This window comes from Corynebacterium sp. MSK310 (genome assembly GCF_030227355.1).
GTDB lineage: Bacteria > Actinomycetota > Actinomycetes > Mycobacteriales > Mycobacteriaceae > Corynebacterium > Corynebacterium rhinophilum.
This window is the reverse complement of sequence record NZ_JASPFZ010000002.1, coordinates 40988-65226: the sequence shown is the minus strand read 5'-3', so window position 1 is coordinate 65226 and position 24239 is coordinate 40988. Positions and strand designations below refer to the sequence as shown.

The following is a 24239-nucleotide window of genomic DNA, read 5'->3' as shown; positions in this document are numbered from 1 at the left end:
GAAACTCTGTTTCCATGGCAGTGTTTAGTAGACTTTCACTACTGATTTTCATAATTCCCCCGATTTTTATCCTAAAGATTCGCTAGTACTCCGCTAGCAATTGAACACTTTTCTTCGTAACTTTCGTCAGGACTAAATCCTGAGTAATTGACTCGTATAACCCCTCGAACGGTTTCTTGGATTACAGTGCAAAACATATCTCCAAAAAGTTCATTTTCTTCAACGTCCCCAAACTTTGAAGAGTTTCCTTTTGGATTTTCTTCCCGATTCAATGAATCATCAAGCGGGCTGGAACTAATCATTCCAGATAATCCAACCACTCCTCCCCGATTTTGGTCACCTTGGAACTCAAAGGTACATATGACGGAACCGGAGATTCTCCGAGTATCCCCAATAGGAGACCCGATTCCCGCAGCTTTTAGTCTGTCCGTTGGAATCTCCGTACAAGGGTCGAATAGCTCGAAATCTGGATCAGCTGGATCAAATTCTCCCGGCGACGGTAGTACCCCGGAATCCCCATCTGCCGTGGCGCCGGTCTCCCCCCGAAGACCGGCGCCAGCACTCGTGTCCTCGCCTTTGGAGTGTTCCGAATCCCCCGCATTGTCTTCCACGTCATCCCCCTGGTTTCCGTTGGCATCACCCGCGCCATCGACCGAACTAGTGCCATCAGCTTCTGCCGTCATCGCGGCATCTTCTGACGCGCTCCTCGAGCCGACTTCCGCAACGCAGCCACTCAGCGCGACCGAGCTGACTACCAGCGCTGCTACGGTTGCCTGACGTTTCACAACAATCCTTCGGTTACTCCTACTAGACGAGCTGGAACGAGGAGAAAATAGAGGAGAGAACTCTCTACCTTCCGGTTTCCCGTTCCCGCCACATAGCATGCATGAATCGCGTAAAAATTTCTTGCCGAGCCCGCAAATTAATCACTATTTAACTATTTCATTTATCTCACACACCACATTTATAACTTTCCAAATGGTGAAATTTGCTGCTCATTAGCTGTCTTAAGCCTGAATGTCCTCTCCTACCCGCTTAAAGGCTAAACAACGACTTAATACCCCCTGAATTACCCCAATAATTACAGGCCTGTAAGCCAAACGCGGACACAAAAATGGCCCGCACCGTAGTGCGGGCCGAAAGCATGAAAAAGACTTAGTTGCGCTGAACGTAGCTCAACAGGCGAAGAATTTCGGTGTAGAGCCAGACCAAGGTTACGGCCAAGCCGAGAGCCACGCCCCATGCCTGCTTAGCAGGAGCACCAGCACGGATAAGGCGATCTGCTTGGTCAAAGTCAGTCAGGAAGGACAGAGCAGCCAAGACAATGCAAACTAGGGAGAAGATGATGGCGAGAGGGCCACCATCGCGCAGTGGGTTGAAATCGAAGAAGAGGGCACCCAAGAAGTTTGCAAGGGCCATGACCGCGACACCTGCAATGAGGCCGACCAAAATCTTGGTGAACTTTGGAGTGACCTTTACTGCACCAGTCTTGTAGACAATGAGCATACCGATGAATACGCCGATGGTACCGACGATTGCCTGGCCAATCAGCGCCATGCCATTAGAACCACCGATGGTGCTATTAGCGAATACGAAGGAGAAGCCACCAACGAAGAAGCCCTCGAATACCGCATAGATTAGGGTTGCGGCCGGTGAACCCCACTTCCGACCAAAGGAAGCCACAAGTACGGTAATGAATCCGCCGATGCCGCCGACCAGCATAAGCATCATGGCGGTGCCAGGGTTCATGGTGCCCAAGTAGAAGTTGATAGCAGCGGCCACGATAATGATGCCGAGGGTAATTCCCGTCTTGGTGACGACGTCATCCACGGTCATGGGGCGAGGGGCTTCGCCCGCGTAGCTGGGGTTCTGCTGCTGGCTACTTTCAGTCAGCGAGGTCATAACCGGATTGCTTGAACGCACGGTTGTCCTTTCTCAGTGATGTACAAATCATCTTTCTCATGTAGATCAACGTCATCACGCCCCACAAAGTTCCTCATTTGGAATAATTTGTTCAAGATTCTCGGAAATTTATTGCCGGACCGGTCCCTCCGCTGACGTAACCCGAGTTTTGTTGCTAGAAACTTGCTCTCGCGCCTTATGAGCCGCGGGAAAGAGCCTCGACATAAGAAGGTCAACAGATTGCAAAGGAACATCTGACTACGAGACGACTAACTATGGCGAACGACCCCCGCCAGGACGTTACCGACCTTGATTCCTGCTGCCCTTTTATCGAGTCTTCGGCGCCCATCACCTGCAGTCAGGTACACCGAGGATTCACTATTCGTAGCTTCGATATAAGCTTAAAAAGGTACCTACTTCATGAGCTAATCCTCAAGTACCTAGACAGTCATACTTCGGTCGAGATTAAAGGAACATCTTGCGATTTACACTCATATCCACCAGCACAGCAATCATCATGACGCTGGCGGGAGCTAGCGCGTTTTTCATCCCAGCATTCATTGCAGTCGGAATTGCTATCGACAGCAACAACCGGAAAACCGTGCAACCTAAAATCATTGACGCAGACGCAGGCAAAGAGCTGCGGACCGGCGGGGACTGCACTGATCGTATCGGCGTACGCTACGCGGCGTGGCTCAGTTACTGAGCCATACGAAAAGTCTCGAGACACCATAGGAACGATGTCTCGAGACTTCACAGCGTGCCCCCAGTGGGACTCGAACCCACACTGAATCGATTTTAAGTCGACTGCCTCTGCCGATTGGGCTATGGGGGCGGGGCGCAAGGAATAGTGTAGGACACTATTCCTAAAAAGAGTTAATGAGGGGTAGATTCACTAACCAGACCTGCAATGATGCCGTCTAGGATGTCTTTTTCACTGATGAAAAAGCTGCGCGCATCACTAGTGCGCTCGATAAGCTGCATGATTCCCTCAACTGCTACTGCCCCACCGCCGATGACATCGGCGCGGCCTGGGTGAATGACCGGATTGAGGGCGCGTTCTTCCGAGGGAATGCTGACGAGTTGCTTGAGCAGCACCCGCAGGGCATCGAAACGCAGCTCCGAGCCATGGATCGCATCGGCATCATAGCGCTCTAGGCCCTGTGCCAAGGCGGATAGCGTGGTGAACGTGCCGGCACAGCCCACAATGGTGCGCGCCTTGGACATGGGGACGATCTTTTCCACCTCGCCCATGCGCTCTGCTACGTATTCAGAGGCGATTTCAACCTCTGATTCCGTGGGCGGGTCGGTGCGCATGATGCGTTCTGTCAGGCGCACACAGCCCATGTACGCAGAGTGCGAACCTAGAATCTCTTCATCCGCGGTACCCACGACGAATTCGGTAGAACCGCCGCCCAAGTCAATGACGCAGAAGGGGCCGCGGTCAGGCTCCATATCGGCTACCGCGCCGTTGAAAGACAGGAGTGCTTCTTCTTCGCCGGAGATAACCTCCGCCTTGGCACCGGATTCAATCTGGCCCAAAAGTTCAGCAGTCATATCGAAAAATTCCTGCTGATTCTTTGCATCGCGGGTGGCACTGGTTGCCACCATGCGCACGCGGGTGACCTTTTCGAACTTCATCTGGCGCACATAGCCTTCCAAGGCCACGCGGGCGCGCTCTAAGGCATCGGGCGCGATTTCACCCGTTGCATCCACGCCTTGGCCCAGGCGAATAATTTCCATGGTGCGGGTAATATCGCGCACCTTGCCGTCTTCATCAATCTCAGAAATGAGCAGACGAATGGAATTGGTACCGCAGTCAATGGCTGCCACGCGAGTCATGTCTTACTCCTATTCCGCGTTGGAAAAATCGAACTCCGCCAGTTCAATGCCCAGCTCTTCCACCGTGGGCCAGTCCTGCGGAATCGCCGTACCGCGCAGCTTACCGTGGTCGGCCGCCATGGCCACGGCCTCGGTGCCGAGACGGAAGTGCTGAGGGCCTTCGGCAAGCGCATAGGCAATGAGCACGTGCAGGCACTTCACTCGCTCCGGCATGCCGCCGCCGGAAAAGTCCGTGCCCAGGTCCTCAATCTCATTGCGCTTGGCTAAGAAATGCTCGTGGGCCTGGTGATAGTCCGCGGCGAGCTCCTTGTCCTCGGACAGGCGGGACTCCATCCACTTCATTACGTGGGCGACCTCCAGCCGGGAGGCCTCCGCTGTGAGGCGGGGATCGGTGAGGTAATACAGCGTGGGAAATGGGGTGCCATCCGGCAGCTTAGGAGAGGTTTTAATCACGGCCGGTTGGTCATCCGGCGTGCGGAAAGATACCTCCAGCACGCCGCGTGGGGTGCGGCCCAATTGCTCGGAGACGATGGCTAAATCTGCATCAGTGACGGTCATGCGAACAATTATCGCATATCGCCGCTTTCCTCAGGCGCTGGCTCAATCGGCAGGTGCTGCGACTCGCCCGCTGGGGCCTCTTCTTCTGGCGGCTGCGCCACCGAATCCCACAGCACCTCAAACCACGGGCGCGAATCTTCCTGCGCCTGACTATCGGTAGTGACCTGGTTATCGGGCTGAATATTAGGATCGAGGATGCGGTACGCGGTCTCGCCCTGCTCTACCACGCCGAAGCGCCGCCGGGCTTCCTGCTTGATATAGTCCTCGGATTTATATTTATCGATCTCTTCTAATAGGGCGTCTTTTTCATCCTGCTTCGCCGCAATCGATTCATTCAGCCGGGCGATTTCAGAGCGGCCGTGGTAGTAATTGCGCAGCGGCACCGCAATGATGACGAGCACCACCAGCACGAAAACAACGATGACGGTCATGCCAACGATGCTCATGCGATCGGGCTTGCGGTTCTTCTTTTCCTGCGCCCGCTGGGATTTGCGGATATCCGCAGCACGCGAGGCCACCGGAACCCTGGTGCGGCTCCGGCGGCGCTCCGTCTTCTTCTCACGTGCCATAGGATTACTATCCTAGCGCCGCCACACCAGTAACACGGGCGTGGCACGCGCGGAAATTCACCAACTTTCTCAGGCGGTTTCAGCGTTCGGAACATGTGCTGCGCAATAGGCTTTTCGCGGCCACACTGCGCAGAAAATAGTGGCACAACGAGGAAGTCCCCGCCACACCTTCCCGGGGCGCCGCGGGGACTAACTTTCTAACGGAGTCCAGCTTCTAGGCTAGATCCCAAGGCCTTAAGCGTTGAAGCGTGGGAAGGCGGAACGGCCGGCGTAGACGGCGGCATCGCCAAGCTCCTGCTCAATGCGCAGCAGCTGGTTGTACTTAGCCACGCGCTCGGAGCGGGCCGGGGCACCGGTCTTGATCTGGCCGCAGTTAAGGGCGACAGCCAAGTCCGCAATGGTGGTGTCCTCGGTCTCGCCGGAGCGGTGGGACATCATGGTGCGGTAGCCGTTGCGGTGCGCGAGCTCTACGGCATCGAAGGTCTCGGTCAAGGTACCAATCTGGTTAACCTTTACCAGCAGCGCGTTGGCTGCCTTCTTGTCGATGCCCTCCTGCAGGCGAGCCGGGTTGGTGACGAAGAAGTCATCGCCGACGATCTGGACCTTATCGCCAATGGCGGCGGTCAGGGTGGTGTAGCCTTCCCAGTCATCTTCCTGCAGCGGGTCCTCGATGGAAACGATGGGGTACTCGTTGATGAGCTCCTCGTAGACCTTGGACATCTCCTCGGCGGTGTGCTCGCCGCCTTCGAAGTGGTACTTGCCGTCCTCGTAGAACTCGGAGGAAGCAACGTCAAGGGCCAAGGCAACGTCCTTGCCTGGCTCGAATCCGGCCTTCTTGATGGCCTCAACGATGACGTCGAGCGCAGCGCGGGTGGAATCAACGGAAGGAGCAAAGCCGCCCTCATCGCCCAAACCGGTGGACAGGCCCTTGTCCTTCAGCACGGCCTTCAGGGAGTGGTACACGCCAGCACCAACGCTGAGCGCCTCGGTGAAGGTCTCTGCGCCGATGGGAGCAATCATGAACTCCTGCACGTCCACGCCAGAGTCAGCGTGGGAGCCGCCGTTCAGGATGTTCATCATGGGAACGGGAAGAACGTGAGCGTTTGGTCCGCCGATGTAGCGGTAGAGCGGCAGCGCGGCGGACTCGGCCGCCGCCTTAGCGGTAGCGATGGAAACACCGAGGATGGCATTGGCGCCGAGGCGGGACTTATTATCCGTGCCGTCCAGCTTGATGAGCGCCTGGTCAATGAGGCGCTGGTCATCGGCTTCGAGGCCAGCGATCTCATCGCCAATTTCCTCGTTGATGTTCTCTACGGCCTTCTGCACACCCTTGCCCAGGTAGCGGTCGCCGCCGTCGCGCAGCTCGTGCGCCTCGTGCACACCGGTCGATGCGCCGGAAGGAACGCCGGCAACGCCGTGGGCGCCGTCCTCCAAGAAGACCTCGGCCTCTACGGTCGGGTTACCGCGGGAATCCAGAATCTCGCGTCCAAATGCGTGGATGATACCAGCCATGCTGTAACTCACTCCTTATAGATGATGTTCGTCGCTGAGCCACTTAGTTCAGTTACACGCCCAATTGTTCCAGAAAACCGCCACGCGTGAGGCTAACGAGACGGTTGCGGTACCGAGTAGGCATTGGCCGCGTGGGCTACCTTGTCCAGATATTCCCTGGACTGGTTGTAATTTAAGATGGCCTCTTCCCACTGATCCGGGTCACTGAGATCCCTATCACCAAAGCACAAGAGGTTCGCCGCGCCCAGGGCGGCATCGTCGATCTGGTTCGGGTCGGCCTTGCCATCGCCATTGGCATCGCCGCCCACGGACTCCCACGAGGTAGGGATGAACTGCAATGGCCCCACCGCGCGGTCAAATTCCGTATCCCCGTCGATTTCGCCGTTATCGGTATCCGGGGTGTGCGCGGTGTTATTCGTGCCATCCAGGGTAATGCCGACGATCGGCGGCTGCGGGTATCCGTTGTCATCCAACTTGGAGGACTTAAACCAGTTGCCGTTATAGGTACCGTGCCGGGTTTCTACAAAGCCCAGACCCGCAAGGGTATTCCACCGCAAATTGCAGCCCGGGTGCTGCTGCCGTGCGATAAGTTCCGCGTTGCCATAGGCGCGCAGCGCTTGCGGCGGAATATCGGTCGCTTCTGCCAAATCCGATGCCCAGTGCGTTAGCTTATCGGCCGTGCGGCCCGGCGCGTTGACATCGATATTTGCCACCTCTTTTCCACCCACGGGCGGGGTGGCATTGGGAACCGAAGAATCATCGGCGGAATTTGACACAAATAGCCCCATTACCAGCGCAATAATGATTACTACGGCTAGTCCGCAGCCCCCGATTGTTCGCAGCAGCCTGTTCATGAGTAGCCATCCTACTAAGTGACATTCACCCCGCCGGATAACTACACGCGCCCGCCAAGCGTAAAAGTCCCTGAGACTTTGACGCCGCTTTTACTCCCGCGATTTCCCCTCCGCCCAGAGGCGGTTTTGTTCTTCTACGCCTACTATGTCCGCCGTTCCGTCAAAGAGATATGGCGCGCGGGAGCGCATCTTGCGCACGAAGCTGGCGGCGACATCGTCTAGCGAGAAAGTGGAAATCTCGGCGTGAAAAAGCACCTGCAGGAAGATATCCCCTAGCTCTTTGAGCAAATCCTCCTCGGGCGCGCGCTGGCGCACGGCCGCCGCAAATTCGCCTGCCTCCTCTTCTAAGTACGGCAGGAGGGATTCATGGGTCTGCTCGCGTTCCCATTCGCCGATGCGGCGGGCCGTTGCCATAGCGCTGCGCGCCTGCATCACGGGATCCTCGAGCGACTCGGCCCTAATGACCTGCTCCCCGGTAGCAATGCGCGCTTGGGTTTCTGGATCGTGTTCATCGGTGGTCACCAAGGTGCCGGTGGCATCATCGCCGCTAAGTAGATCCGAGAAGTTCCACCGCACTGATACCGGCACTTCCCCGGTGAACTGAACGGGTCCATATAACCTGCCATAGGCGCGCATGGGGATCATGGTGGGCCAGCGTTCATCGAGCAACAGGACTGTCATAGCTACAAAGTCTATCCCGTGTATTTTCTCAAGTTCCCTTTAACGGGGCGGGCGCGGTACTTTAGGCCAATGACCTCCAGCCAAAATAAGTCCCACTCGGTGTCATTGTGGACGCTTGTCGCGCTGATTATCGGATCCACCGTCGGCGCGGGCATATTTTCGCTACCCCAAAATATTTCCTCCGTGGCAGGCCCAGGTGCCATGCTCATCGGTTGGTTGGTAGCGGGAATCGGCATGCTGTCGGTTGCCTTTGTCTTCCAGATTTTGGCGTACCGCAAGCCCCACTTGGATTCCGGCGTCTATTCCTACGTACGCGCCGGCTTGGGCGATTTCATCGGCTTTACCTCAGGCTGGGGCTATTGGCTGGGCTCGGTGATGGCGCAGGTGGGCTATGCCACCTTATTTTTCAATACGATTGGGCATTACCTGCCGCTTTTCGATGCCGACCACCAATGGCCCTCTGCCATCGCCGTCTCCCTACTTTCGTGGGGCATCTTTGCCGTTTTGGCCCGCGGGGTACAGCAAGCCGCATTCATGAACCTGGTGACCACGATTGCCAAGATCGTCCCCATCTTGGCCTTCATCGTCTTAGTCGCGTTCATCGGCTTTAGCTGGGATAAATTCACCTTGGATTTCTGGGGCCGAAATTCCAATGCCAGCGTCTTTGAGCAGGTCCAGGGCATCATGCTCTTTACCGTCTGGGTCTTTATCGGCGTAGAAGGCGCCTCCGTCTATTCCAAGCAGGCCACTAAGCGCACCGATGTTGGCCGCGCCACCGTCATTGGTTTCTTCTCCGTGCTTGCACTCTTGGTTTCCGTCTCCACCTTGAGCTTTGGTGTGATGACGAAAGAAGAGCTAGCCGCGCTGCCGGATAATTCCATGGCCTCGGTGCTCACGGAGGTCGTCGGCCCGTGGGGCGGGGCGCTGATTTCCATCGGCCTGTGCCTTTCGGTCCTCGGCGCCTACGTTTCCTGGCAAATGCTGTGTGCTGAGCCCATCGTCATGATGGCCATCGATGGCCTTATCCCCCGCCGCATCGGCACCATCAATGTGGCCGGCGCCCCGTGGGTAGCCCAGCTGATTTCTACAACTGCCATCCAGATCTTCATCGTCGTCTTTTACGTCAATGAAGCTTCTTATGCCGCGATGGTGCAGCTCGCCACCATCATGTACCTCCTGCCCTATATCTTCTCCTCGCTGTACCTATTGCTGCTAGCGATACGGGGCAAAGGCGTGACCCACCCGCACGCCGGAACGCGGTTCGATCTATCCGGGCCGGATATTCCCAGACGCGAAAACCGGCGCCACTTTGGCATCGCGCTAGTGGCCTTTGTGTACTCTCTGTGGCTAATTTATGCCGCCGACCCGGTTTATATTCTCTTTGGCGCCCTTGCCGTAGTGCCAGGGCTTATCCCGTACGTGCTCACCCGCCTATCGCGCCGCGAGAAGCTTTTTAATGGATTTGAGTGGTCAATCGTCATCGTGGTACTGGTGGCCGCCACCATCGCCGCGGTCGGCCTCGCCCAAGGATCGCTGGAGCTCTAGTCCCCCCCGACCCCACCAAAAGGGCTGGGTCGGTGCACCCACCTGGCATCGCAAGTGGTCTTGAACACAGACAGTTTAGTACGGTTATAACACCCCACTAATTTCTGTGACTATCACCTTTGGAGCACTTGTGACTCAAACCAATGTTAGCGCCATGCCCTCTGCCACTCCTGCTGGTTCGGACCCCGCGGCAGGAAAGGCCTGGGCGGAGCGGATCAAAGAGTTGGCGGAACAGCGCAATGCGGTGATCCTGGCGCATAATTACCAGATCCCGGAGATCCAAGACGTTGCCCACCACACTGGCGATTCCCTGGCGCTGTCCCGCAAGGCGGCGGAAACTGATGCAGATATCATCGTCTTTTGCGGCGTGCACTTCATGGCGGAATCCGCGAAGATTCTTTCTCCGAATAAGAAGGTCCTCATCCCCGATGAGCGCGCTGGGTGTTCCCTGGCAGATTCCATCACCGCTGATGAGCTGCGCCAGTGGAAGTCCGAGCACCCCGATGCGCTGGTGGTCAGCTACGTCAATACCACCGCAGAGGTCAAGGCGCTGACCGATGTCTGCTGTACGTCCTCCAATGCCGTCGACGTGGTCAACTCGCTACCGGCGGATAAAGAGATCCTCTTTTGCCCAGACCAGTTCTTGGGCGCCTACGTCAAGCGCGAGACCGGCCGGGAAAATATCCACATCTGGGCCGGTGAGTGCCACGTGCATGCCGGCATTAGCGCCCAGCAGCTGACCCAGCAGACCCAAGATAACCCGGACGCGGACCTGTATATCCACCCGGAGTGCGGCTGCTCCAATTCCGCGTTGTACCTGGCCAACGAAGGTTTAGTGCCGCAAGAGCGCGTGCACATGCTCTCTACCGGGCAGATGATCACCCAGTCCCAGAAGCAGCCGCAGAATAAGGTGCTCGTTGCCACGGAGACCGGCATGCTGCACCAGCTGCGCCAGGCCGCCCCAGACATCGATTTCCAGGCCGTCAATGACCACGCCGAGTGCAAATACATGAAGATGATCACCCCAGAGGCCCTAGAGCGCTGCCTGATGGAAGAAACCGATGAAGTTACGGTTCCAGAAGACATCGCGAATGCAGCGCGCAAGTCCCTCGAGGCCATGATTTCGATTGGCAACCCCGGCGGGGGCGAGTAAATGGAAGACCTGCGCCTGCCGGATTGCTCCGCGCTCATTTCCACGGCCTTGGATGAGGATTTCGCTTACGGGCCGGATTACACCTCGCTTGCCACGGTGCCGGGTGAGGCCCGTTGCACGGCGGAGTTCACCGCGCGCGAGGCCGGCACCATCGCAGGCTTGGGCCTTATCGAGCAGGTTCTTGACGCTACCGCCCAGCGCTTAAGCCACTGGGGCGTGGTTACAGGCCCCACGCTTGCCGATGCCCCCACCATCACCCTCCACTCCACCGACGGCGACCGCGTTACCCCAGGCCACGTCATCGCCACGGTGCAGGCACCTACCCTCCTCGTGCTGGCAGCTGAACGCACCATGCTCAATATGGTCTCGCACGTAAGCGCCATCGCGACGCAGACCCGGCGTTGGGTCGATGCCATCGCAGCAGCAGCCGAAGACACGGGGACGCCGGGCAGCGTTAAACAGGCCCAGGTGCGCGATACCCGCAAGACCCTGCCTGGCCTGCGCGCGCTGCAGAAATACGCCGTCCGCGCCGGCGGCGGGGCGAACCACCGGATGGGCTTGGGCGATGCCGCCATGATTAAGGACAATCACGTGCTCGCCGTGGGCGGCAGCGTGGCCACGGCCCTGCGCCGCGTGCGCGAGCATGCCCCGGACATCCCCTGCGAGGTCGAGGTTGATACCTTGGACCAGCTCGAGGAGGTCCTCCCGCTGCACCCGGATATGGTGCTGCTGGATAACTTCGCGCTTGCCGATGTCCACACCGCCGTCCACCGCCGCCAAGCACTCAGCCCAACCACGGCGCTAGAAGCCTCCGGCGGGTTGCAGCTTGAAAACGCCGGCGAGTACGGCACCTCGGGCGTGGACTATATCGCCGTCGGCGCCCTCACCCACTCGGTGCGCGTGCTGGATATCGGCTTGGACTTCTCTTAAGCGGCGAACGGGAGTTACCCCGACGGGCTACACGCCGAGGGGCTACTCGCCCATCGGCTACTCGCCTACGCTGATGACCGATCCGGCGCCGGCTTTCTCGCCGGAGACGTTGATGGGTTGGACATCGAAAAGCGCGCTCAAGAAGTCCGCCGCCCACTGGATGAGCTCTTCATCGCGCAGCTTGGGCGAGGTGACATTGCGCCCAGCTTTGGGGAAAGGCACATTGATGGCCTTGGCCGCAGCGCGAAAGCTCGAGCCCGGGTACAGACGCTTCAGGCGCACCTGCTTGGAATCCGGCAGCTCGACCGGGTGGAATTTCACGCGAGTGCCCTGCACCGTAATGTCTGCCACCCCGGCGCGGCGTGCCTGGTGGCGCAGGCGCGCCACGGCGAGCAAGCGCTCGACCTCCTTGGGCAACGGGCCGAAGCGGTCTTCCATTTCCTCCCGCGCCGCCGCGAGATCCTTGTTGTCCTGCGAGGCCGCAAGCTTCCGGTAGACCTCAAGGCGCAGGCGCTCGGAATCGATATAGGACTCTGGAATGTGGGCATCCACGGGGAGATCGATGCGGATTTCCTTCGGACCCTCGTCCGTCACCGCGGGTGCCTCGCCGCGGGCCAGGGACTTGAAGGCCTCGACGGCCTCGCCGACTAAGCGCACGTAGAGATCGAAGCCCACGCCTGCAATGTGACCGGATTGCTGGGCGCCCAACACGTTGCCAGCACCGCGCATCTCTAGGTCTTTCATGGCCACGGCCATGCCTGCGCCCAGATCATTATTCTGGGCGATGGTAGCCAGGCGGTCATAGGAGGTCTCAGTCAGCGTGGCGCCCTTGGGGTACAGGAAGTAGGCGTAACCGCGCTCGCGGGAGCGGCCCACGCGCCCGCGCAGCTGGTGTAGCTGCGACAAGCCCATGTGGTGGGCATTTTCCACAATGAGCGTATTCGCATTGGCGATATCCAGTCCGGTTTCCACGATGGTGGTACACACCAAAACGTCATACTCGCGGTCCCAGAATCCCTGGACGGTCTTTTCTAGCAGGTCCTCATTCATCTGGCCGTGGGCAACGACGATGCGTGCTTCTGGCACCAAGTCGCGCAGTTCGCGCGCCTTCTTTTCAATATCGGAAACCTTATTGTGGATAAAGAAGGTCTGACCATCGCGCAAAAGCTCGCGCCGAATGGCGGCCGCGACCTGCTTATCCTCGTAGGCGCCGACATAGGTCAGCACCGGGTGGCGATCCTCTGGCGGGGTGAGGATGGTCGACATTTCACGGATGCCGGCCATGGACATCTCCAGCGTGCGGGGAATCGGCGTCGCGGACATGGTTAGCACGTCGACGCTGGCTTTCAGCGCCTTGATGTGTTCCTTGTGCTCCACGCCGAAGCGCTGCTCCTCATCGACCACGATGAGACCCAAGTTCTTCCAGTGCACGCCGGTTTGCAGCAGGCGGTGCGTGCCAACGACGATGTCAATCGAGCCATCGGCAAGCCCCTTAAAGATCTCCGTGGCTTCCTTCTTTGAGGTAAAGCGCGATAGGACCGCCATCTTGACGGGGAACCCGGCCATGCGCTCGCTAAAGGTATCGTAGTGCTGCTGCGCCAGCAGTGTGGTGGGTACTAGGACGGCGACCTGGGTACCATCTTGCACGGCCTTGAAGGCGGCGCGAATGGCGACCTCGGTCTTGCCATAGCCCACGTCACCGACGACCACGCGGTCCATCGGCACCGTGGATTCCATATCCTCTTTCACTGCGTCGATGGCCAGCATCTGGTCCTCGGTTTCGACGAAGGGGAAATTGTCCTCCATCTCCGCCTGCCAGGGATTATCGGGCGCGAACTGGTGTCCCGGTGCGGCCTGGCGCTTGGCATAGAGATCCACCAATTCGCCGGCGATCTCGCGCACGGCGGCGCGCGCCTTCTTTTTGGTGTTCTTCCAGTCCGAGCCGCCCATCTTGGATAGGTGGGGCGATTCGCCGCCGGTGTATTTGCTGAGCAGATCCAGCGAATCCATCGGCACCCACAGTTGGTCCGCCGGCTGCCCGCGCTTGGAGGGCGCATATTCCAGCACGATATATTCGCGCCGGCTGTTCTCATCGCCGGATTGGATGGTGCGCTCGGCCATCTTCAAAAACTTGCCGATGCCGTGCGTTTCATGCACCACAAAATCGCCCTGCTTGAGCGCCAGCGGGTCCACCTTATTGCGGCGCTTGGCCGGCCGCCGCTTGGCGTCCGCAATATCGCCGACGCGGTTACCGGTCAGGTCCGTTTCCGTCACCACGACGAGCGGCAGTGCCTCGGCGTCTTTGAGCTTGCGCACCTTGGGAAAGACCAAGCCCGCATGGCTGAGGGCCTGATACAGGGTGACCTCGCCCGCGCTGGGTTCCCAGCCGGGGGTGGCCACCTTGGTGCGAATGCCCTGCTCGGCAAAACGCTCCACCATGCGCTTGATAGCACCCTGGGCAGGCGCGATAAATGCCGCACGCCCGCCAGCGTTTGTATGCGCCAGCAGCTGGGCCATCATGGCATCGATCTCTTTGATATCACCGCGCGGGGTGGGCCCAGGCTCAAACTCGAGCGGCAGGGTTTCCTCCTCTGGCCCGGCCAACATGCCCGGTGGGGAAAATGTCCACAGCGGCTGACCGGCCTCGCGAATGGAGACCTCCAAAGACTCAAAGGAGCGGTAGCTCGATCCCTCAGTATCGAGCCCTTCCGTGGACAAGGGTCCATCCGCACCCATGGCAGCAGCCTCCCAGCCGGCAGCGAGGAATTCCGCGTCGGTCTTTTCCAGGTCTTCCACACGGCGCCTGATCTTTTCCGGTGCCACCATCACCACGTGCGTGGCGGCGGGGAGGAACTCGGAAAGGGTGATCAGTGGGGCATCGGAAAGCACGGGCAATACTGCTTCCATGCCCTCTGCCGGAATATGCTCGCTGACTTTGGTGAGCAGCTCCACCAGCGCTGGGTTGCCGGTGTGCGTCGCCGCCAATGTGGCCGCGCGCTGCGCTACCGCATCCGTAATCGGCAGCTCGCGGGCGGTAAAGATATCGACGCGGCCGACCTCGATTTCCGGGATGGTGCGCTGGTCAGCAACAGAGAACTGGCGGATATCGGTGACCTCATCGCCCCAAAATTCCACGCGCACTGGGTAATCCAAAGTGGTGGGAAAGACATCGATAATGCCACCGCGGGTGGCAAACTCACCGCGCTTGGCCACCATGTCCACGTGCTTATACGCCCGAAATTCCAGGCTGCGCACCACATCATCGAAGTTATATTCGTGGTCTTCTTCCAGATGCACCGGGGCACGGCCCTCGATGTCCTGCAGGATGGGCTGGGACAGCCCGCGCGCGGCCGTGACAATAATGCGCAGGTCATCAATGTTGTGCAGCACCTGCGCGCGCTTGCCGATGATATCCACGCCTGGGCTCAGGCGCTCGTGCGGCAGCGTCTCCCACGAGGGAAACATCGCGACCTTATCGCCCATCATCGCGGTAAGCTCCGCGGTGAGATCCTCGGCCTCGCGGCTGGTGGCCGTGACCGCCAGCACCGGCGCGTGGTGGGCCAAAGTTCCAAGAGCCCAAGGGCGCGCCTGATCGATACCCGTAATGTGCAGGTCCTGGCCCACATTGGCCACAAGCCCCTTGAGCTTCGGGTCCGTGGCCGCGACCTTAAGCAGACCTGCCAGCATTGGCGTCGCCATTTACTTCCTGCCTCCTAATTTGGGCTTAATTTCCATACCGGACAAACCATTCCAGCATAGATTGACTATATGCGTAGCGACGACTTCCTTATCCGGTTTCTCCGGGCTGCGCTCATCCAACCACCACTGCGCCGTAGTAGAGACCATGCCCACGAGGGCCTGCCCGTAAATATTGGCCAGCTCCGGATTAATACCGCGGTGCTCAAAGGCCTCACCCAAGATATAGGCCACCTGCCCCACCGCTGCATTGAGCAGCGTAGAAAAACTGCGCTCCTCGCCCGGCTTCGAATCGCGTACCAGAATGATGAAACCATCGGTTTCTTCCTCGACGTAATTCAGCAGTGCCATCACGGCCTGCTCAATGCGCTCGCGCCAGCTGCCCTCTTCTAAAGAATCCTTGATGACTTTCTCTAGCGCCAGCATCTCCCGATCCACGACCACCGCATACAGGCCTTCTTTGCCCCCAAAATGCTCGTAGACCACCGGCTTCGATACTCCGGCGCGCGACGCAATCTCTTCAACGCTGGTGCCTTCAAACCCCAATTCCGCAAAAGCGGCGCGTCCAATGGAAATCAATTGCTCGCGGCGCTCGCGTCCGGTCATTCTCTGTCGAACCATGCCTTCTACCCTATCCTTTGCCCCACCCTTACCTAGTAATTTGTTATTTACCCGGGGGCATCAGGTACGCTATAGCTACAGCGATCGCTGTGGTTCCCCATGGTGTAATCGGCAACACTGCGGTTTTTGGTACCGCCATTCTAGGTTCGAGTCCTGGTGGGGAAGCTTTTTCCCGTCCCCCTCTACCAGCAAAAATGCTGGTGAGAGGGGGTTTCTTAGTTTTTGGCTTCCAGTCGTTTCCAGTCGTTTCCAGCCGTTTCCAGTGGCTTATGTCGTCAAAATGTCGTCACGTTTTCACCCCAAAACACGCCGCCAAAAACCACTTACACCAGCAACTTCCCATACACATAAAAATAGCTCCGAGCCGAAAATCGACCCGGAGCCATCTCCCCCGAACGGCAGCTGCCACCAAGAAGTATAGCACACTATAATAGAACTAGATAGCTAACAATAGCCGAAAGGTTTGGGGGATAGTAATGGCAGGACGCGGTCCCGCACCGAAGAATCCAAAATCACGTGCGAGAAGAAACCAACAAAACATCGAACAACGAGAAATCGTTGTCACTTTCGTACCGCAGCCCAAACTCACCGACATCTACGGCCCTACCAACCCCGCCACAGACGAGCCCTGGACAAACCAAACACTCCGCTTCTGGGACACCTTGTCCGAATTTCCACCATTGAAGACTCAAGGCCTCCAAGAAACTCAGTGGCTCGATTTAGCACGCACCATGATTCTCGACGATGCCTACAACCGCGGCGACACCAAACTCGGCCCAGAACGCCGCCTGCAACTCGCCCAATACGGCATTACGCCTGACAGTCTTGCCCGCCACCGCATTACCATGGCCACCGCAGACGAAGCTGAAGATAAGCGCCGCGCTTCCCGCGCTGCAGCAGACGTACGCGGCCGCTACCGTAGCCTGAAGGCGGTGGACTAAACCCATGCCTTTTAAACCCCGAGAACCTGGAGAATTCCCCTCACTTGGTTGGGAATGTTTAGCGTGGATTGAAGAAAACCTCGCCCAGCCAGACTGCGCCGAATACCAGCCCCTGGTGCTCACGCCTGAACAAGCTCGCTTTATTCTGCGCTACTACAAGCTCGACCCTGAAACTGGACAACGTGTCTATACACGCGGGATTCTCTCCCGCCCCAAAGGCTGGGGTAAGTCGCCAATTATGGGCGCTATTGGCGCCCTAGAAGCACTAGGACCAGTGTGCTTCGGCGGGTGGGATGCATCAGGGCAGCCTGTGGGAGTTCCGTGGTCTGAATTCACCACACCGAAAGTACAGTTTGCCGCGGTCAACGAGGACCAGTCCAAGAATGCCTATGGACCACTGCTAGAGATGCTGCGAGACGGCCCAGCTATGCGAAATTATGACATTGACCCTATGGAGACGTTTGTCGCTCTTCCTAAAGGCCGAATTGAATTCATTACCGCGGGCGCATTGTCAAAAGAAGGCGGCAGGCCTGTATGGTTTTCCGCCGACCAGACCGAAGCGTGGACTCAGAGTAACGGTGGTGTGAAGCTAGCTGCAGTGCTGCGTCGCAACACAGGCAAGCTAGGTGGTCATTCTATCGAGACTCCTAACGCCTATAGGCCCGGCAGTGGCTCGGTTGCTGAGGAAACGTTTAAAGCTCTCGAGCTGCAGCAGCAGGGGCGGCTTAAGCGAGAAACGATTCTGGTAGACCACCGAGAAGCCCCTGAGGATACGGACTTAGCTGACCATGATTCCCTTTACCGCGGGCTGGTTCATGCTTATGGCGATTCCGCTAGAGACAATGGCGGCTGGGTTGATATTGAGCGCATCATTACCGAGATTTGGGACCCCTCAACGGACCCTGCAGATGCGCGCCAGTTTTATTTGAACCAGATTGTCTCTTCGTCCGATTCTTTCCTCTCCCACCTCGAGGTAGATGCCATTGAGGATAGGGATAAGGCTGTACAGCCAGGCGACAAGATTGTGTTGGGCTTTGACGGCTCAAGAGGTCGTGTGCGTGGTAATGCGGATGCGACCGCGCTAATTGGCATGCGCGTAACAGATGGTCATCTGTTCGAAGTTGCAGTATGGCAGTCGAAGAACCCACGAGACCCGGACTGGGAGCCAGATACGCGCCAGGTAGATGCAGTAGTGCGTGATTGTTTCTCTCGTTATCGCGTCGTCGGCATGTACTGCGACCCATCCGGATGGACTGAGCATGTTTCAGCGTGGGAAGCAGAATTCGCCCCGAAGCTAAAGGTTAAGGCCACCTCGTCGCATCCGTTGATGGCGTGGCCGCGGGGTAAAAGTGCCGCGGTGTACCAATCACTAAGCGAGTTTAGGCAGGCGGTAGTCAACCGCGACATTACCTACGACGGTGGACCGTATTTGCGCGCACACTTGTTGAACGCGAAGCGCAGGGAAACACGTACTGGATATTTGCTTTATAAGTCGTCACCGGAGTCTGCTGATAAAATTGACGCAGCGTATGCAGCAGTCATGGCCTATAAGTGCTACTTGGATGCTGTGTCTCGAGGGGTGTCAAAGCCGAAGAAGAAGAGGGGGTCATTCGTTTTATGATTCGGGGGCTAACGCAAAATGAAGAAGACATTCTAGGAGTCTTAAATACCGAAGTCACAGGACACCGGCAGGGTAATAAGCAGCTGGCGTCCTACTATGATGGGACACATCGTGTGCAGCGCATTGGCGTGGCTGTGCCTCGTACATTGTCGGATATTGGGGTTGTTTCCGGATGGCCGGCAACCGTAGTGGATACCTACGGTGACTTGCTACGCATGGATGGGTTCATCTCGCCTGACTATGGCGAAGAGATGCGGCTAGTCACACGTCGGTTCAATGTTCCGCTTCGAGTCTCTGAAGCTATCTTGGACATGTTGATTTTCGGTCTGGGTCTACTAGCTGTAGAGCCCGACCCACACGGCGTATTCCGCCTGCGGTCAGTATCGCCCTTATCTGGCTCACTGCTGTGGGATGACGCCACAAACGGGCCAGTGGCCGGGTACCGCCGCTCTGGGGTTAATTCCGACGGCGTGTACCGCGAAGTGCTCTACCTGCAGGGCGAAGTCATCGTTATTTCCAAAGACTCAACCGACATGGGAACGGTGCGCTCAGTGGAGCGATTCGACGTTCCTGGAGGCGGGTTCCCGATGTTCAGACTGCGCAATCGCCTGCGCACTTCGCATTGGTCTGGACAGTCAGAAATTACCCCAGCCGTGCGGTATCTTACCGACGCTGCCGCCCGTACTTTGGAAAACATGGAGTACAATTCCGAGTTTTATGCTTCTCCTCAACGCTGGGCTACCGGTGCCTCACCCGAGGACTTCGGATACGACCCGGAAGGCATGACGGAGTTCGACCGCGTTGAAATGGGCTGGCGTACCTCTATCGGCAAGATGCTTGTCATCAATGGCGATGAGGACGACCCCAAGCAGCCCAGCGTCGGACAATTCGCGTCGTCTCCTCCTACTCCATTTATCGAGCAGGTACGTGCCTATTCTCAGTTGATTGCTTCTGAGTCGAAGATTCCTGCACAGTATTTTGGTTTCATGACGGAAAATCCGCCCTCGGGTGACTCGATTCGCGTGTGGAAAGAGCAACTGATTCGCGCATCTGAAATTAAGACGGAGTTAATGAATCCGGATTTGCTGGAGCTGGCCCGCGTGCTGGTGCAGGTGTCTGACCTCGACCAGGACGTCGACATTGAGGACCTCGTCGACGGGCTCGAAGTGGATTGGCGTGACCCGGCTACTGCGTCCAAGGCCGCTGATGCTGATTGGGCTCTAAAGCTACTGACTTCCGGAGTACTCGCACCTGATTCCGAAGTACTGCTGAAGAACCTGCATTTTTCAGCCGCCGACCGACTCCAAATCGAGCAGGAAAACCGCAGTAAACGCCTATCACAACTGGCAAAGGTGCTACAGGCCTCGACACCTCAAGACCAAGAAAATACCGAATCGCCACGTCAAAACTCCGAAAAGGTGGCACCGTCACCGCGTGAAAACGCCAGCGACGACGCCAGGCAGGAACGCTAGATGAACGCGGTAGACCCACAACGGCCTTGGTCCTCAATCACACCCGTCGTCGACTCCATCGCCCGCCAGGCCATTACCGACCTTAACTCACGCGCCCTCGTGATACCGGACTTGACGGCGGACCCTTACCGACAAAAAGAACTCCTCCGGCAAATGGCGCGCGAAACCATCGACTCCTACGGCACCGCCGTCTCCGACGCCACAATGGCGTGGCTAGAAGAACAGGAAGACTACATGGGAATGCGGCCGGTGGAATGGAAACCTCAGCGAGTGGATTCCCAGCAGGTTGAAGCCCGGATGGCACATGATTTCGCACCGCTGTTTTTTGAGGAGCAAGGTTATAATCGCACGTTGAATTCGATGGGGTTTATCGTCGCTGATGAATTGTATTCCAGGCAGCGTAAAAACACTGAGCATACGGCGTGGAAAGGCGGGGGTTCGTGGGCTCGCGTTGCGCATCCTGGGGCATGTGCGTTTTGCACCCTTTTGGCCTCTCGCGGTTTTGATTACACGTCCCGGTCTACTGCTGGTGGTGGGTATTCCGGTGCTCACTTTCATGACCATTGCCGGTGCCTTGTGATATGCCGTAAACGCGGCCATGTTGAGCTTCCAGAATCGACGATTAGAGCGCAAAAGATTTATAAAAAGGCCTTGGAAGAAGTTGACAGCACGAATCCGGATGCTGTGCTGAAGGCTATGCGCCAGGTGGGCGACCTGAGCAAATGAACACGTGTGCTATTATTTTGGGTGGTTACGGTTTGTATCCGGAAGGGATGAATGAGGCCGTAGTCCACAAACTGAACATTTAGGGGGAGACTGTGCCGCACGAGGACGCACGCACTGACAAGTCCGAAAAGGACACCACCAGCGTGGATGCTGCCACCAACGCCGCAAAGGCTGAATCCGAAACCGCACCACCCGACTACCGTAAAAAGTACGAGGACATGCGGTCCCACTCTCGCACGTGGGAAACCCGGGCGGAAAAATCGTTAGCACAAGTTGAGCAGCTTACCGCGGATAAAGAGAAACTCGAATCCACGATTAAAGACCTACAATCCGAGCTCTCTACGGCCCATAGCCAAGTTGAAGATGCTCAGCACAATCGTGATTTGATTATCCACATCGCGGCACTCGGCGGCGACGTAGAGCAACTATTCGATTCGAAAAGCTTCTGCGCAGCTGTCGATAAGCTCGACGCTGACGATGACGATTTTGAATCCACGCTTAAAGACCTCATCGGTAAGCACTCCCCCGCCGCCCCTACATCGTCGCGGCTTACCTGGGAATCACCTAATCAGGGCATTTCTCGGGGTGAGGAGCTGTGGCAAAGGCGTAAAAAGCGCCAGGGGGCGTAGTCCGCATTCATCACATCATCGGGGGATATTATGCACTTTCGGCCAGAATTTGACCGTTACTCTCCCAGCGACCTGTCGTGGCTGGGCTCTCGCCACGCAGTAGATAACGCCGAAACCGGCACGCTGGGCGAGAAGACTACCCATATTCGCACGTCCGTCCTGCCCTCTGGCACCGCCTTGCACCGCGAAGGCGACTACTGGGTGCCAGTGACGTCAAAGACGCAGTCCGTGGACGGGTTTCTGCTGACGGACCAGGACAATAATCCAGGCGAGGTTGTGCCGATTGTCTGGCACGGCCGTGTTCGCATTGACCGCCTTCCGGATTCCAACAACCGCGTGAACATCGCAGATTGCGACCATGCAGAGTTCACATTCGTGCACGAACCGCACGGTTCCTTGTGGAATGAGGATGGCTCCACCAACTTCGATGCCATCGGCGACGTACGGGAGGATTAATCATGGGTTCTACGCAAATTTGGAACGAGGTCCTCTCGCCTGAGGACCTGACTATCTACGCAAACCACTACCTGAACGACCTGCAGGCCGCCGGTGGTTCCCTGTCTGCTTACTTCCCAGACCAGCTGATAAACGATATGTTCTTCAGCTGGATGACCGAGCAGGACACCGGACGCCTGGCTGAGGTGCGCTCTGCAGACGCTGAGACGCCGATTGGCTCCATGGGCGGCGGCCAGAAGGCCATGATGCAGATGCCTCTGATTGGTCAGAAGGTCCGCATCAACGAGATGGACCAGCTGCGTAGCTTCCACCAGGGAGATTCCCGCTTCCAGGAAGATGACATGACCAAGGCCACCGAGACGGTTGTCCGCGCAGTTGCTAACCGCGTCGAGGTCGCCCGCGGTGACGTTCTCACTACTGGCCGTGTGCGCTATATCGAAAATGGCGCCATCGTCGACGCCGGCATTGGCCGCGATGAGGAATTCGAGGTCACCCCGAAGAAGCACTGGGATGACCAGGACTCCGGCGCCCTGGAAGACATCATCTCGTGGGCTATGGCCTATGAGGATGCCAACGGTACCAAGCCGGGCACCATTATTGCCTCGCCGAAGGTTATCCAGAAGCTGCAGACGAATAAGCAGTTCCGCGATGCGGCCAACACCACGGGCGAGCTGGCTCGAGTCTCCTCCGGCGCTATTAACGCTGTGCTGCAGGACCAAGGCCTTCCGGGCATTACGTCGTATTCTCGTTCTGTGCGTGATGGTAAGGCTGCGCGCCGAATTCTCGATGAGAATACGCTGTACTTCCTGCCGCCGGAGACTCAGTCTGGTCTGCTGGGCTATACCGTGTGGGGCCAGACGGTGGAGATGAATTCTCCGGAGTACAACCTATCTGGCGCTGGTCAGATTGCGGTGGGTGCTTGGCGTGAGAACGACCCGATGGCGTATTGGGTTCGTGCTAATTGTGCTGTTCAGCCGATTCTGACGAATCCGAATATGGCCATGGTTGCTCACGTGGTTAAGCCTGGTCCGGCGAAGAAGGCTGGCCGTAGCGCTAAGTAGTCCAGTTTGGGGGTTCACGTGGACACATATTGCACGATTGACGACGTTACTGACCGTTTAACCATTGAGGCGGATAAAGACGATAAACGTCTTATTTCGGCGATGGTTGATGAAGCCATGGTTGCTATTGATGCTTATTTGGGTAAGCATTTTGATGAGTCAGTTCCGGCGGCGGTTCGTGTGGTGTGTGCTCGTGTGGCTGCCCGCGCTGTCTCTCGTGGCTTGTCGTCTGCTCCTGTGGGTGCTGAGTCTCAGTCGTTTACTGCGGGTCCGTTTTCTACGAGTCAGAGTTTCGGGTCGAATTCGAATGCTGGCGGCGTTTTCTTAACGGCTGAGGATAAGCGTATGCTGCGCTCGGTTAGGGGTGGTCGTCGTGGCGCGTTCACGGTCTCGCTCTACTAAGTCGGGGTACCCACTCCCCTACACTGTGCAGGTTCGCCGTCGTGAGGATTCGGGGGAAGATTCTTTCGGTAATCCAGCAACTAGGTGGGGTAAGCCAAAGAATATTCGGGCTGCTGGTTGGTCTATTAGCGATTCCCCGGAATCTGGTCCGGATGATAAGGATATTCGGCGCGTGGATTGGGCCGGTGCGTTGTTTGCGCTTCCAGGTGATGTGCATGCCGGTGATTTAGTTCAACTCGGTGGTGTGGATTTCGTGGTTGCCGATGGCGGTCATGATTTCACGCATGGGCCGTGGTGGGACCCGGGATTGGCGGAGTATAAGCTGCGTATTTTTGAGGGGGTAGAGCGTGGCTGACAACTTTAAGTTCAAGATGAATCACCAGTTTTTTAACCGCGTGCTCAAGGAATCATCGGAAACTAAGCAACTGGTTGATAACAAAGCCGAGGAGTTCCGGTCGAAGGTCGGCGAGCACTACGTCGTCAAGGAAGCGGAACCTGGTCATCGTAGGTGGCGTGCGCTTATCGTGCCGACTCCGTATGACTGGGAGGCCTACGGGCACGAGAGGAAGCATAATGCTTTGCAAAAGGCTGTAGGCGCCTACCCGGTCGCCTCGAAGTCACCGAAGAAGGGAGATTAAGTAATGCGGCATCCATCTGCGATTGTTGTCTCATGCTTAAAGCGGTGGCTTAAAGGCTCCGAGTTCGACGGAGTGCATGTAGCTACCAAGGTTCCGGATGGGTTTGTTGGTCCTATGGTTCGGGTTGATGCTGCTGCTCCTGACCGAGAGACACCGGTTACGGACCGCACTCGCATCATGCTGCAGGTCTACGGCACCGACGATGAGTACTGCGTGGACTTACTGTCCGCCTGTCTGGAGGGTATGGAGGTCTCTTACCGTGCTGAGGGGGATATTTTGGATTGGGATACTGATACCGACCCATATATTTTCCCTGACCCGGATAGGCCTTCTGCTATTCGTTGGCAGGGCGCGGGCACATTGTGGACAGCGCTAAGTTAAGTATTTTTCATGTATAGTATGTGGTAACTGCCCTGCTTGGGGTGGTTAC

Annotated in this window: 24 protein-coding genes and 1 tRNA gene; 14 read left to right on the top strand and 11 right to left on the bottom strand. The window is 57.5% G+C overall.

From position 1 onward, the window contains the following. Nucleotides 1-71 precede the first annotated feature (71 nt). The 9 genes from QP891_RS02655 to QP891_RS02615 all read right to left on the bottom strand — a co-directional run bounded on the left by QP891_RS02655 (nucleotide 72) and on the right by QP891_RS02615 (nucleotide 7918). Entirely contained in the window at nucleotides 72-785 is a 714-nt protein-coding gene (locus tag QP891_RS02655) for a DUF3558 domain-containing protein (RefSeq protein WP_284805825.1), read from the bottom strand. Nucleotides 786-1155: 370 nt separating this feature from the next. After that, entirely contained in the window at nucleotides 1156-1923 is a 768-nt protein-coding gene (locus QP891_RS02650) for a Bax inhibitor-1/YccA family protein (protein WP_284769956.1), read from the bottom strand. 740 nt (nucleotides 1924-2663) lie between these two features. Continuing rightward, a tRNA-Leu gene (locus tag QP891_RS02645) sits at nucleotides 2664-2737 on the bottom strand. A gap of 41 nt (nucleotides 2738-2778) precedes the next feature. After that, on the bottom strand, nucleotides 2779-3744 hold the full coding sequence (locus QP891_RS02640) for a Ppx/GppA phosphatase family protein (RefSeq protein ID WP_284769957.1): 966 nt from the start codon (nucleotides 3742-3744) through the stop codon (nucleotides 2779-2781). A 9-nt stretch (nucleotides 3745-3753) separates the two neighbouring features. After that, complete coding sequence (locus QP891_RS02635; protein WP_284769958.1) at nucleotides 3754-4302, bottom strand: DUF501 domain-containing protein; 549 nt, start codon at nucleotides 4300-4302, stop codon at nucleotides 3754-3756. An 8-nt stretch (nucleotides 4303-4310) separates the two neighbouring features. Then, the gene (locus tag QP891_RS02630) at nucleotides 4311-4871 is read right to left on the bottom strand and encodes a septum formation initiator family protein (RefSeq protein WP_284769959.1); all 561 of its coding nucleotides are present in this window, start codon (nucleotides 4869-4871) and stop codon (nucleotides 4311-4313) included. A 234-nt stretch (nucleotides 4872-5105) separates the two neighbouring features. Next, a complete protein-coding gene (eno, locus tag QP891_RS02625) occupies nucleotides 5106-6383 on the bottom strand; it encodes a phosphopyruvate hydratase (protein ID WP_284769960.1) in 1278 nt (425 codons plus the stop codon). A 92-nt stretch (nucleotides 6384-6475) separates the two neighbouring features. Then, nucleotides 6476-7237, bottom strand: coding sequence for a lytic transglycosylase domain-containing protein (locus tag QP891_RS02620; protein ID WP_284805824.1), 762 nt, complete (start codon nucleotides 7235-7237; stop codon nucleotides 6476-6478). A 90-nt stretch (nucleotides 7238-7327) separates the two neighbouring features. Beyond that, entirely contained in the window at nucleotides 7328-7918 is a 591-nt protein-coding gene (locus QP891_RS02615) for a MazG nucleotide pyrophosphohydrolase domain-containing protein (protein WP_284769962.1), read from the bottom strand. Nucleotides 7919-7987: 69 nt separating this feature from the next. Here QP891_RS02615 and QP891_RS02610 point away from each other — a divergent pair, with 69 nt between their 5' ends. The 3 genes from QP891_RS02610 (at nucleotide 7988) to nadC (ending at nucleotide 11546) form a co-directional block, all read left to right on the top strand. Next, nucleotides 7988-9463 (top strand): amino acid permease, encoded by a 1476-nt coding sequence (locus QP891_RS02610; protein WP_284769963.1) that lies wholly within the window; start codon nucleotides 7988-7990, stop codon nucleotides 9461-9463. Nucleotides 9464-9593: 130 nt separating this feature from the next. Continuing rightward, nucleotides 9594-10616, top strand: a complete 1023-nt coding sequence (gene nadA / locus QP891_RS02605; RefSeq protein WP_410757505.1) for a quinolinate synthase NadA — start codon at nucleotides 9594-9596, stop codon at nucleotides 10614-10616. Continuing rightward, a complete protein-coding gene (gene nadC / locus QP891_RS02600) occupies nucleotides 10617-11546 on the top strand; it encodes a carboxylating nicotinate-nucleotide diphosphorylase (RefSeq protein WP_284769964.1) in 930 nt (309 codons plus the stop codon). 57 nt (nucleotides 11547-11603) lie between these two features. Here nadC and mfd read toward each other — a convergent pair whose 3' ends face one another. Then, nucleotides 11604-15245: a transcription-repair coupling factor gene (gene mfd, locus QP891_RS02595; protein WP_284769965.1), complete on the bottom strand. Its 3642-nt coding sequence runs from the start codon at nucleotides 15243-15245 to the stop codon at nucleotides 11604-11606. Further along, the gene (locus QP891_RS02590; protein ID WP_284769966.1) at nucleotides 15246-15863 is read right to left on the bottom strand and encodes a TetR/AcrR family transcriptional regulator; all 618 of its coding nucleotides are present in this window, start codon (nucleotides 15861-15863) and stop codon (nucleotides 15246-15248) included. Nucleotides 15864-16339: 476 nt separating this feature from the next. On the opposite strand from QP891_RS02590, the gene QP891_RS02585 reads away from it, so the two are divergent. The 11 genes from QP891_RS02585 to QP891_RS02535 all read left to right on the top strand — a co-directional run bounded on the left by QP891_RS02585 (nucleotide 16340) and on the right by QP891_RS02535 (nucleotide 24190). Further along, nucleotides 16340-16804 (top strand): phage terminase small subunit, encoded by a 465-nt coding sequence (locus QP891_RS02585; RefSeq protein WP_023021091.1) that lies wholly within the window; start codon nucleotides 16340-16342, stop codon nucleotides 16802-16804. 4 nt (nucleotides 16805-16808) lie between these two features. Beyond that, nucleotides 16809-18425 carry a terminase large subunit domain-containing protein gene (locus QP891_RS02580; protein WP_284816937.1) on the top strand — a complete coding sequence of 539 codons (1617 nt, stop codon included), beginning with the start codon at nucleotides 16809-16811 and terminating at the stop codon, nucleotides 18423-18425. After that, on the top strand, nucleotides 18422-19897 hold the full coding sequence (locus QP891_RS02575) for a phage portal protein (RefSeq protein WP_349018352.1): 1476 nt from the start codon (nucleotides 18422-18424) through the stop codon (nucleotides 19895-19897). The genes QP891_RS02580 and QP891_RS02575 overlap by 4 nt, the downstream gene beginning before the upstream one ends. Continuing rightward, a complete protein-coding gene (locus QP891_RS02570) occupies nucleotides 19898-20623 on the top strand; it encodes a VG15 protein (protein WP_284816934.1) in 726 nt (241 codons plus the stop codon). 92 nt (nucleotides 20624-20715) lie between these two features. Continuing rightward, entirely contained in the window at nucleotides 20716-21252 is a 537-nt protein-coding gene (locus QP891_RS02565) for a hypothetical protein (protein WP_284792273.1), read from the top strand. A 30-nt stretch (nucleotides 21253-21282) separates the two neighbouring features. Then, nucleotides 21283-21708 (top strand): hypothetical protein, encoded by a 426-nt coding sequence (locus tag QP891_RS02560; protein ID WP_259825042.1) that lies wholly within the window; start codon nucleotides 21283-21285, stop codon nucleotides 21706-21708. A gap of 2 nt (nucleotides 21709-21710) precedes the next feature. Beyond that, nucleotides 21711-22769, top strand: a complete 1059-nt coding sequence (locus QP891_RS02555; protein WP_284816932.1) for a major capsid protein — start codon at nucleotides 21711-21713, stop codon at nucleotides 22767-22769. 18 nt (nucleotides 22770-22787) lie between these two features. Further along, entirely contained in the window at nucleotides 22788-23171 is a 384-nt protein-coding gene (locus tag QP891_RS02550) for a Gp19/Gp15/Gp42 family protein (RefSeq protein ID WP_284816930.1), read from the top strand. 25 nt (nucleotides 23172-23196) lie between these two features. Next, nucleotides 23197-23526, top strand: a complete 330-nt coding sequence (locus QP891_RS02545) for a hypothetical protein (RefSeq protein ID WP_284816929.1) — start codon at nucleotides 23197-23199, stop codon at nucleotides 23524-23526. After that, entirely contained in the window at nucleotides 23519-23809 is a 291-nt protein-coding gene (locus QP891_RS02540; protein WP_284816927.1) for a hypothetical protein, read from the top strand. The genes QP891_RS02545 and QP891_RS02540 overlap by 8 nt, the downstream gene beginning before the upstream one ends. A 3-nt stretch (nucleotides 23810-23812) precedes the next feature. Continuing rightward, nucleotides 23813-24190: a hypothetical protein gene (locus QP891_RS02535; RefSeq protein ID WP_284816925.1), complete on the top strand. Its 378-nt coding sequence runs from the start codon at nucleotides 23813-23815 to the stop codon at nucleotides 24188-24190. Nucleotides 24191-24239 lie beyond the last annotated feature (49 nt).

Coding starts and splice junctions, on each gene's coding strand:
- QP891_RS02610 (WP_284769963.1), top strand. CDS start 7,988: ATGACCTCCAGCCAAAATAAGTCCCACTCGGTGTCATTGTGGACGCTT.
- QP891_RS02580 (WP_284816937.1), top strand. CDS start 16,809: ATGCCTTTTAAACCCCGAGAACCTGGAGAATTCCCCTCACTTGGTTGG.
- mfd (WP_284769965.1), bottom strand. CDS start 15,245: ATGGCGACGCCAATGCTGGCAGGTCTGCTTAAGGTCGCGGCCACGGAC.
- QP891_RS02615 (WP_284769962.1), bottom strand. CDS start 7,918: ATGACAGTCCTGTTGCTCGATGAACGCTGGCCCACCATGATCCCCATG.
- eno (WP_284769960.1), bottom strand. CDS start 6,383: ATGGCTGGTATCATCCACGCATTTGGACGCGAGATTCTGGATTCCCGC.
- QP891_RS02570 (WP_284816934.1), top strand. CDS start 19,898: ATGAACGCGGTAGACCCACAACGGCCTTGGTCCTCAATCACACCCGTC.
- nadC (WP_284769964.1), top strand. CDS start 10,617: ATGGAAGACCTGCGCCTGCCGGATTGCTCCGCGCTCATTTCCACGGCC.
- QP891_RS02630 (WP_284769959.1), bottom strand. CDS start 4,871: ATGGCACGTGAGAAGAAGACGGAGCGCCGCCGGAGCCGCACCAGGGTT.
- QP891_RS02555 (WP_284816932.1), top strand. CDS start 21,711: ATGGGTTCTACGCAAATTTGGAACGAGGTCCTCTCGCCTGAGGACCTG.
- QP891_RS02635 (WP_284769958.1), bottom strand. CDS start 4,302: ATGACCGTCACTGATGCAGATTTAGCCATCGTCTCCGAGCAATTGGGC.
- QP891_RS02560 (WP_259825042.1), top strand. CDS start 21,283: ATGCACTTTCGGCCAGAATTTGACCGTTACTCTCCCAGCGACCTGTCG.
- QP891_RS02585 (WP_023021091.1), top strand. CDS start 16,340: ATGGCAGGACGCGGTCCCGCACCGAAGAATCCAAAATCACGTGCGAGA.
- QP891_RS02590 (WP_284769966.1), bottom strand. CDS start 15,863: ATGGTTCGACAGAGAATGACCGGACGCGAGCGCCGCGAGCAATTGATT.
- QP891_RS02620 (WP_284805824.1), bottom strand. CDS start 7,237: ATGAACAGGCTGCTGCGAACAATCGGGGGCTGCGGACTAGCCGTAGTA.
- QP891_RS02575 (WP_349018352.1), top strand. CDS start 18,422: ATGATTCGGGGGCTAACGCAAAATGAAGAAGACATTCTAGGAGTCTTA.
- QP891_RS02640 (WP_284769957.1), bottom strand. CDS start 3,744: ATGACTCGCGTGGCAGCCATTGACTGCGGTACCAATTCCATTCGTCTG.
- QP891_RS02535 (WP_284816925.1), top strand. CDS start 23,813: ATGCGGCATCCATCTGCGATTGTTGTCTCATGCTTAAAGCGGTGGCTT.